This is a genomic window from Mycobacterium sp., assembly GCF_008709575.1.
In the GTDB taxonomy this organism is placed as follows: Bacteria; Actinomycetota; Actinomycetes; order Mycobacteriales; family Mycobacteriaceae; genus Mycobacterium.
The window spans coordinates 43180-51261 of sequence record NZ_VYIK01000022.1 but is presented as its reverse complement, the minus strand read 5'-3'; the positions used below and the strand labels follow the sequence as shown (position 1 = coordinate 51261).

Sequence of the window (8082 nt, the reverse complement as noted above, 5' to 3'; positions counted from 1 at the left end):
GTCCGCCTGAAAAGCGGAAGGTCGGCGGTTCGATCCCGCCCCTGGCCACCACGTTCTAGCTATCCCCGGCGTCAATGTCATTGGCTGCTATTTCGCGTGCTCGTAGGGAGAGAAGCTCTCCCAACCCTTTCCTCTGCTCCACAGCAACACCCTGCGAGAGAACGCCGGCGCCAGCCAAACGTGCGTGACGTAATCCGGAACGGGCGGCGGCTCGGGCGGGAGCGACTCTTCTTCGAACATCAGTTCCGCGGCAACGCTGAATGGCAAGGCGCTGTCGTGAAGCGCAATGAACAGGTGGCGTTCGTCAGCGTCAACCTCGGCGAGTTTGCGGAAATGCCGGGAAATATGCGGGCTTTTGAAGGCTTTACCGAGCTCAGCGGCAAAGCCCGACATCGAGTGGTCAATGACACCGCCGCCTGACGCCGACACGACCGTTGCGCCCGGGTTTGGCATGTCCTTCGCAAGGAGTTCCGGGTGACCCCACAGGGTGGATTTCGACCGAACTAACCACTGCAAGTCCGGATCCGCTGATGGGTCCCAACCTATCCGTCGGGGGTCTGGTTCGCCGGCCGCTTCACAGAGCAGGATGATTTTCTCGTAGGTCGCTTTGAGTCTTCGGAGGTCTTCGACGGAACCAACGTCGATTCTCCAAAACCACTTACCGGGAAGTGGCCATCTGTGGTTTTCGCGGGCAAGCAAACTCGCGGTGTGCAGCGCATCCTTGGCCGCCAAGTTAGTCACCTCGAACGCCGCCTTACGACCGTCGCGAAGTGTCAGCATCGCATCCACGGCACCCTGGCGGCCGCCACCATCCCACGCTTCGGCCACTGCCCCGAGGGCTCGCTCAGCGATCAGGCAGGCTTCCCGCTCTTGCCTTCCCAAACTCTGCAACCCACTCCGAGGGCGGCCCGCCCTGCGCTCCCATTCCTCCTTGAACTTGCGCACTGCGGCGGCGTCCCACACCGCACCGCCGCGTAACTCGGCGAGCGGCGCCGGGAACGCAGGGTTCTGGCGTAACTGGTGTACGCGTTGCCGGCGGACACCGAGCTCGTCGGCGATCTCCGCGGCGCTCATCAGCTCAGGCATCGTTGGCGCCTCGGCGCGACGTGCGTGCTCAAGCTCGGTGACGACCTCAAGGCCGACCGGCGCCCCGGACTGGACTACATGGGCAACCTCGTTGATCGTCTTATTGATCGCATCGACCATGGTCAGATCGCCGTGCGCGTACACCGTGACATCAACGACGCCGCGGCCCGGGATCCGCGCAACCGATGCGTTGAAGCTTTCCAACCTCGACTCCCACTCATCCATCGTCTCCATGGAAGGGTCGACGTCGAACGTGAACGTGATGACCCAATCGCTGGTGATCGTCACTTCGCGTCTCCCTTCTTGCGTTGCGCGCGTTGTTCCTTCTTGCTTGGCGCTGGCCACGGTAGCCCCGGCTTCTTCAGTGCCACCACGAGGTCTCGCTGCCGCCGGTACGGGTTGCTAGGTGTGGCGGGGTAGCTCGTGATGTAGACGCGCTGAGGGTCGTAGAACCGCGTATAGCCCTTCGAGTCGTCAACAACCGTCCATCCCTGCGACCGTGCCCAGTTCGCGATGTCCGCGATGTCACTGTTCATGATCCTCATTTCTCTTGCGGTTAGTCAAGAGTAATAAAAAACACGAACCATCGTCAATGGTTTGTAGCGCTGGAACACTGGGGTGCCGAGCCAACCGATGGACACGAACTGCCCGCCCCCGTTCCACAGTCGGATGCCCGCGAGCGGCTGGCGTGGACTGTGATGCAGGCCGGCGTTGTCATGACCGGAAGAGCCCGGGCTTGACAGAATGCCGTCATGGCACGCACCTACCGGCTCGGTCCGGCGCGACGCGCGGTCAACAGCATCATGACGGTCTTGCTCAAGGCCGGCGTCGGCCCCAGGTCGACGTATCTGATGACCACGCGGGGACGTCGCAGCGGGCGGCTCCGCACCACCCCAGTGACGCTGGTCGAACACGGCACAGACCGCTGGCTGGTCGCGCCCTACGGCACTGTGTCGTGGGTGCATAACGTGCGCGCCAATCCGACGGTTGAACTGCGCCGGGGACGTCAACGGAGGCGGCTTCGCGCCGAGGAGGTCGCTGCTGCTATCGCCGGACCGGTGCTGCACCGTTACGTTCGCGCAGTCGCCGTCACCCGGCCCTACTTCGACGCCGGTCCCGACGACCCGGACACGGCATTCGTCGATGAAGCGGCCAAACATCCGGTGTTCCGGTTGAGCGAAGCACGCGGGGCGCCCTGACGGCGGTGACCCGGAAACTCTTGCGGCGGCGCCCCTTAGGCGATCGCGTAGTCCTCCAACGGGAACCGTGAGCCGTCCCGTACCGCGTTGCGCACCGAGGTGGGCCGCAACAGAGTCGCCTCGCCGCTGTGGTTGAAGTAGTACGACCGCGACGTGGCGCAGTCGCCGGCGTAGAACACCGAGCCGCCCAGGTGCCGGGTCATCCTATCCAGGAAACGGGCATTGGCCTCTTCGGTAACCTCGAAAGTGGTTGCACCCCTGCGTTTGACCTCGCCGAAGAGCCGGTCCATGTGGCGCATCTGGTATTCCATGGTGTTGAAGAACGACAGCCCGCAAAAGGCGTACGGGCTGGCCAGGCTCAGGTAGTTGGGGAAGTACGGGATGGACACCCCCTGGTAGGCCTGGAACCTGTTCTCCCGCCACCATTTTCCAAGGTTGCGTCCCTGTCGACCGATCACTTCGATAGCGGGGAAGTTGGCGTCCCACAAGTCGAAGCCGGTGGCCAGCACCAAGGTGTCGATGACGGTCTTGTGGCCGTCGTTGGTGACAATGCCATCGGGCTCGATGTGATCGATGCCGTTGGTTTCCAGGTGCACATGCGGTTTGGTGAAGCTGCGGTAGTAGTCGTTCGACCAACTCGGCCGTTTGCAACCTATGTCGTAGTCGGGGGTCAGCTTGCGCCGTAGTTCTTTGTCACGAACCTGCACAAACCGGTGGATTTTGCACAGATCCATCGCGGCGACGGACAGCCGCCGAAAGGCGCGGTAGTTCAGCACGCCGGTAAAGGTCATGAACTCCAGCAGATTGTCGGTGACCCACCGCAGTGCCCGCTGGGTCAGCGGCACCCGGGCGAAGAGTCGCTGCACGGCCGGGGAGATCCGGAAGTCCAGTTTGGGAGCGACCCAAATCGCGGTGCGCTGATAGACCGTCAGATCGGCGACGGTCTTGGCCAGCTCGGGGATGAGTTGGATCGCGGTGGCTCCGGTCCCGATCAAGCCGACCCGACGGCCCTCGAAGGCGTAGCTGTCGTCCCACGCCGTGGTGTGGATCACCTTGCCGTCGAAGCTGCCGATGCCGGGGATGTCCGGGGTGTGCGGTTGCGAGAGGAAGCCGGTCGCGGTGATCAGAAAGCGCGTGGCCAGCGTTTGGCCCCCGGCCAGGGCTACCCGCCACTGTTGTGCGTCCTCGTCCCAGCGGGCGCCTTCCACGGTCGTGTTAAAGCGCATGTAGCGGCGTACGTCGTACTTGTCGGCGACGTGCTCGGCGTACTGCTTGAGCTCGGGGCCGGTGGCAAACAAGCGTGACCAGTTCGGGTTGGGCTCGAACCAGTAGGAGTAGGTGGTCGACGGGATGTCGACGGCCAGGCCGGGGTAGCGGTTGACGTGCCAGGTTCCGCCCAGATCGGCCTCGCGATCCAGGATGACGAAATTCTCGTAGCCGAGTCGCTTGAGCTGGATCGCCGCGCCGATACCGCCGAAGCCGGCCCCCACGATGACGACGTCGTATTGCTCGGCAGTCATTAGACCGTCCCGTACTCCAGAGTAAGTCGTTGGTGGGCTTGTCGCCGATCATAGCGGCGGCGAGCCCCGGCCTTGCGCATCACGGGCCCGGACCCTGCGTCTTACCCTCGGAGCTCTTGCTCTTCGACTTCTTCGGCTTGCGGTCCGCGACGCGGGCTTTTAGATAGGAGTTGGCAGCCAGCAGGGCGGCATTGTCGTCTTGGAGGTCGAGGATGCGGGCGATGCCGGCCAGGTTGACACCGGCGGCCACCAGTTCACTGATACGCCGCAGGCGGGTCAGGTCGTCGGCGCTATAGCGACGGGTTCCACCGTCACTGCGGGCCGGCCGGAGCAGGCCATGGCGCTCGTAGAGGCGCAGCGACTGTACCGGGATGCCGGACAGTTCGGCGGCCACGGAAATCCCGTACACCCCCTGGCCGGGCGAAGGCGCACCCACGTTGTCGGGTCGATCGGTCATCATCCTTGCCTCGCACTAAAGAAATCCTACTTATCAATCTTGCGTTCTCTTAATCCGTATGATATATCAAATCTGTCCTATATGACACAGATTATAGGCAACTTCTGGTAGAGGATTGGAGAGTCAAAGGTGACCACCATGCTGATGCGCACCGACCCGTTCCGCGAACTGGACCGCCTCACGCAGCAAGTGCCGGGCACCGCGGCCCGCCCAGCGGCGATGCCGATGGATGCCTGGCGCCACGGTGATGAGTTCGTTGTCGAGTTCGATCTTCCGGGCATCAAGGAAGACGCCCTGGACCTCGACATCGAACGCAATGTGGTGACCGTGCGCGCTGAGCGTCCCGCGGTAGACCCGGATCGGGAGATGCTGGCCGCCGAGCGCCCGCGTGGGGTGTTCAGCCGGCAACTGGTCCTCGGCGAGAACCTCGACACCGACAACATCGAGGCGTCCTACCACGACGGAGTTCTGCGGCTGCGTATCCCGGTCGCCGAACGGGCCAAGCCGCGCAAGATCGCCATCGGCCGCGGCAACGGGCACAGCGCCCGCGATGACAAGCCCGCCGAGCGGGGACTGGTCGACGCCTGACTGAACCGGCGACTCACCGCAGCAACCGCAACGCGGCGTCGACCGCCAACGCAGGCACCTCGAGGGTCTTCGAGTCCAGGGGGTGTCGCGCGCCGGTGATCTCGACGATCTCCGTTGTCGCGGGGATCAGCGCCGCGGCGGTACGCAACTCATCGATGGTGCCGAACGGGTCGGACGTGCCGTGGATGAACACCGTCGGCACCGCGATGTCCGGCAGATGCTCGGTGCGGGCGCGTTCCGGCTTACCGGGTGGATGCAGCGGGTAGGAGAACAACATCAACACGTTCACCGGCACCGTGTCCGAGTCGGCCAGCACCAGTGAGGTCTGCCGACCTCCGTAGGAATGGCCACCGGCGACGAGCGGACCGTCGGCAAGGCCACGGCAGAGCGTGATCGCTGCCACGATGCCGGCACGATCTGTCGCGGCGGAGCCCGACGGCGGGCCGGTGGGCCGTCGTCGCCGATACGGCAGGTTGTAGCGCACTGCCAGCCAGCCGCGCCGTGCCCACTCGTCACAAACCCGTTGCAGCAAGGGCGATTCTCGGCTGCCGCCGGCGCCGTGGGTCAATACCGCCACGCCGGCGGGGATTCCGGCCGGTTTGTGCGCGACGCCGCCGATCTGATCGAGACTCATAGCGCCTGGGTTAGCCGGAACAACGGGGACACCGGGCCGTGCCCGTGGCCGAGCGGATAGGAGGCACGCAGGCATTCGGTCACCCAACCCTTGGCGAACGCGACCGCGTCCGGCACCGGGTAGCCATGCGCCAGAGCGCAAGCCGTCGCGGCGGCCAATGTGTCACCGGCACCGTGGTCGTGACTGGTGTCTACCCGCACCGACGTGAACTCGTGAAAATCTTTGCCGTCGTAGAGCACATCGGTGCTGTGGTTCGCGTCGCGCAGATGCCCGCCCTTGACCAGCGCCCATTGCGGCCCCAGTGCGTGCAGGGCGCGGGCGGCTTCGGCCTGTGATTTCGAGTCGGTGACCTCGATGTCAACCAGCAGTCGTACCTCGTGCAGATTGGGTGTGACCAGCGTCGCGAGCGGAAACAGCTCATGGCGAAGCGAATCCAGTGCGCTGGGATGCAGCAGCGGATCACCGTGCATCGACGCGCACACCGGGTCGACCACGAGTGGTGCGTCAGAGCCGTGGGCCCGCCAGGCGTCGGCGACGGCGACGATGATCTCGGCGGATGGCAGCATGCCGGTCTTGGCCGCCTGCAGCCCGATGTCACGGCACACCGCCTCGATCTGGGCGGCGATCACCTCGCCGGGGACCTGGTGAAAACCCTGCACACCCAGCGAATTCTGCACGGTCACCGCGGTCACCGCGCACAGCGTATGCAGGCCCAGCAGGCTGCAGGTGCGGATGTCGGCCTGGATACCGGCGCCGCCGCCGGAGTCCGAGCCGGCGATGGCCAGCACCCGCAGCGGTGTCGTCCCTGCCGGTGCCAGCGGCAGGAAGTTCACTGGGTCAAAGGCAGATACACCCGATTGCCATGCTCGGCGAACTCGCGTGATTTTTCCGCCATTCCTCTTTGCAGGACCGCTTCGATGGCTTCCTCGCTGTCCAGGCCGTGCTCGGTCGCATAGTCGCGGACATCCTGAGTGATGCGCATCGAGCAGAACTTGGGCCCACACATCGAGCAGAAGTGCGCGGTCTTGGCCGGTTCGGCCGGCAGCGTCTCGTCGTGAAATTCGCGCGCGGTGTCGGGATCGAGCGACAACGCGAACTGGTCGTGCCAGCGGAACTCGAACCGCGCCCTGCTCAAGGCGTCGTCGCGTTCGGAAGCCCGCGGGTGGCCTTTGGCCAGATCGGCTGCGTGCGCCGCGATTTTGTAAGCGATCACTCCGTCCTTGACGTCTTTGCGGTCCGGCAAGCCCAGATGCTCCTTGGGGGTCACGTAGCACAGCATCGCGGTGCCGGCCTGCGCGATGATCGCCGCCCCGATCGCCGAGGTGATGTGGTCATAGGCCGGAGCGATGTCGGTGGCCAGCGGACCCAGCGTGTAGAACGGCGCTTCCTCGCACAGCTCCTCTTCCAACCGGACGTTTTCGACGATCTTGTGCATCGGGATGTGCCCTGGACCTTCGATCATCACTTGTGCGCCATGGGCTTTCGCGATTTTGGTCAGCTCGCCCAGGGTGCGCAGCTCGGCGAATTGCGCGGCGTCGTTGGCGTCGGCGATCGATCCGGGGCGCAGACCGTCGCCGAGTGAGAACGTCACATCGTAGCGGGCGAAAATGTCGGCCAGTTCCTCGAAGTTGGTGTAGAGGAACGACTCCTGATGATGCGCCAGGCACCAGGCGGCCATGATGGAACCTCCGCGGGACACGATGCCGGTGACCCGCTTGGCGGTCAGCGGCACGTACCGCAGCAGCACCCCGGCGTGCACGGTCATGTAGTCGACACCTTGCTCGCATTGTTCGATCACGGTGTCGCGGTAGATCGGCCAGGTCAGTTTGGTCGGATCGCCCTTGACCTTCTCCAGCGCCTGATAGATCGGCACGGTGCCGACCGGCACCGGCGAGTTGCGCAGAATCCACTCCCGGGTCTCGTGGATGTCGCGGCCGGTGGACAGATCCATGATCGTGTCGGCCCCCCAGCGGGTGGCCCACACCATCTTGTCGACCTCTTCGGCGATCGAGCTGGTCACCGCCGAGTTGCCGATGTTGGCGTTGATTTTGACCGCAAACGCTTTGCCGATGATCATCGGCTCGCTTTCGGGGTGGTTGTGGTTGGCCGGGATCACCGCGCGGCCGCGGGCGACTTCGTCACGCACCAGTTCGGCCGGCACGTCCTCGCGCGCGGCGATGAACGCCATCTCGGCGGTGATCTCCCCGGCTCGGGCTCGCTGCAGCTGGGTGCCGCGGTCGCGCACCACCCCCGGGCGGTGCGCCAACCCGCGGTGGAGGTCGATCGTGGCGTCGGGGTCGGTGTAGGGACCGGACGTGTCGTAGAGGTCGAAGTGCTCGCCGTTGGACAGGTGCACCCGCCGAAACGGCACCCGCGCTCCGGGAACGGCGTCGAGATCACGGTAGATTTTGCTGCTGCCCGCGATGGGGCCGGTGGTCACGGATGGTCCGACAGTTCCGGAAAACACGCTGGTCATATGTCATCTCCCTACGCCGGCATTACCCGGTCAGGTTCGTACGGTCGACGGCCCCGAGCCGTCCTCTCAGCACACTCGGTGTGCGCTCCCGCGGTTTTTCTGTGGGCGCCGGCGGTGACCGG

Annotated in this window: 8 protein-coding genes, 1 pseudogene and 1 riboswitch; of the genes and pseudogenes, 2 read left to right on the top strand and 7 right to left on the bottom strand. The window is 64.8% G+C overall.

Translation table 11 applies throughout. The features are described from left to right. Nucleotides 1-891 precede the first annotated feature (891 nt). Nucleotides 892-1368 (bottom strand): annotated as a pseudogene (locus F6Q13_RS20285) (helix-turn-helix transcriptional regulator); the annotation flags it as partial. Nucleotides 1369-1370: 2 nt separating this feature from the next. Next, nucleotides 1371-1622, bottom strand: a complete 252-nt coding sequence (locus F6Q13_RS07100; protein ID WP_293054434.1) for a hypothetical protein — start codon at nt 1620-1622, stop codon at nt 1371-1373. Nucleotides 1623-1838: 216 nt separating this feature from the next. Between F6Q13_RS07100 and F6Q13_RS07095 the strand changes: the two genes are divergently transcribed. Beyond that, a complete protein-coding gene (locus tag F6Q13_RS07095; protein ID WP_293054431.1) occupies nt 1839-2285 on the top strand; it encodes a nitroreductase family deazaflavin-dependent oxidoreductase in 447 nt (148 codons plus the stop codon). Nucleotides 2286-2320: 35 nt separating this feature from the next. Here F6Q13_RS07095 and F6Q13_RS07090 read toward each other — a convergent pair whose 3' ends face one another. Both F6Q13_RS07090 and F6Q13_RS07085 read right to left on the bottom strand, forming a co-directional pair. Beyond that, nucleotides 2321-3805, bottom strand: coding sequence for an NAD(P)/FAD-dependent oxidoreductase (locus F6Q13_RS07090; RefSeq protein WP_293054428.1), 1485 nt, complete (start codon nt 3803-3805; stop codon nt 2321-2323). Between the two features lie 79 nt (nt 3806-3884). Further along, nucleotides 3885-4262 carry a helix-turn-helix transcriptional regulator gene (locus tag F6Q13_RS07085; RefSeq protein WP_293054425.1) on the bottom strand — a complete coding sequence of 126 codons (378 nt, stop codon included), beginning with the start codon at nt 4260-4262 and terminating at the stop codon, nt 3885-3887. Nucleotides 4263-4400: 138 nt separating this feature from the next. On the opposite strand from F6Q13_RS07085, the gene F6Q13_RS07080 reads away from it, so the two are divergent. Then, on the top strand, nt 4401-4850 hold the full coding sequence (locus tag F6Q13_RS07080) for an Hsp20/alpha crystallin family protein (RefSeq protein ID WP_293054422.1): 450 nt from the start codon (nt 4401-4403) through the stop codon (nt 4848-4850). Nucleotides 4851-4863: 13 nt separating this feature from the next. Here the strand turns inward: F6Q13_RS07080 and F6Q13_RS07075 are convergent, their stop codons facing one another. The 3 genes from F6Q13_RS07075 to thiC all read right to left on the bottom strand — a co-directional run bounded on the left by F6Q13_RS07075 (nt 4864) and on the right by thiC (nt 7960). Next, nucleotides 4864-5484: an alpha/beta family hydrolase gene (locus F6Q13_RS07075; RefSeq protein ID WP_293054419.1), complete on the bottom strand. Its 621-nt coding sequence runs from the start codon at nt 5482-5484 to the stop codon at nt 4864-4866. Then, complete coding sequence (thiD, locus tag F6Q13_RS07070) at nt 5481-6317, bottom strand: bifunctional hydroxymethylpyrimidine kinase/phosphomethylpyrimidine kinase (RefSeq protein ID WP_293054416.1); 837 nt, start codon at nt 6315-6317, stop codon at nt 5481-5483. Before thiD ends, F6Q13_RS07075 begins: the two co-directional genes overlap by 4 nt. Beyond that, nucleotides 6314-7960, bottom strand: coding sequence for a phosphomethylpyrimidine synthase ThiC (thiC, locus tag F6Q13_RS07065; RefSeq protein WP_293054414.1), 1647 nt, complete (start codon nt 7958-7960; stop codon nt 6314-6316). Before thiC ends, thiD begins: the two co-directional genes overlap by 4 nt. Continuing rightward, nucleotides 7952-8062: riboswitch (TPP riboswitch) on the bottom strand. It overlaps the preceding gene by 9 nt. Nucleotides 8063-8082 lie beyond the last annotated feature (20 nt).

Excerpts from the sequence above, each read along its gene's own strand:
- F6Q13_RS07100 (WP_293054434.1), bottom strand. The coding sequence starts at position 1,622 with ATGAACAGTGACATCGCGGACATCGCGAACTGGGCACGGTCGCAGGGA.
- F6Q13_RS07095 (WP_293054431.1), top strand. The coding sequence starts at position 1,839 with ATGGCACGCACCTACCGGCTCGGTCCGGCGCGACGCGCGGTCAACAGC.
- F6Q13_RS07090 (WP_293054428.1), bottom strand. The coding sequence starts at position 3,805 with ATGACTGCCGAGCAATACGACGTCGTCATCGTGGGGGCCGGCTTCGGC.
- F6Q13_RS07085 (WP_293054425.1), bottom strand. The coding sequence starts at position 4,262 with ATGACCGATCGACCCGACAACGTGGGTGCGCCTTCGCCCGGCCAGGGG.
- F6Q13_RS07080 (WP_293054422.1), top strand. The coding sequence starts at position 4,401 with ATGCTGATGCGCACCGACCCGTTCCGCGAACTGGACCGCCTCACGCAG.
- F6Q13_RS07075 (WP_293054419.1), bottom strand. The coding sequence starts at position 5,484 with ATGAGTCTCGATCAGATCGGCGGCGTCGCGCACAAACCGGCCGGAATC.
- thiC (WP_293054414.1), bottom strand. The coding sequence starts at position 7,960 with ATGACCAGCGTGTTTTCCGGAACTGTCGGACCATCCGTGACCACCGGC.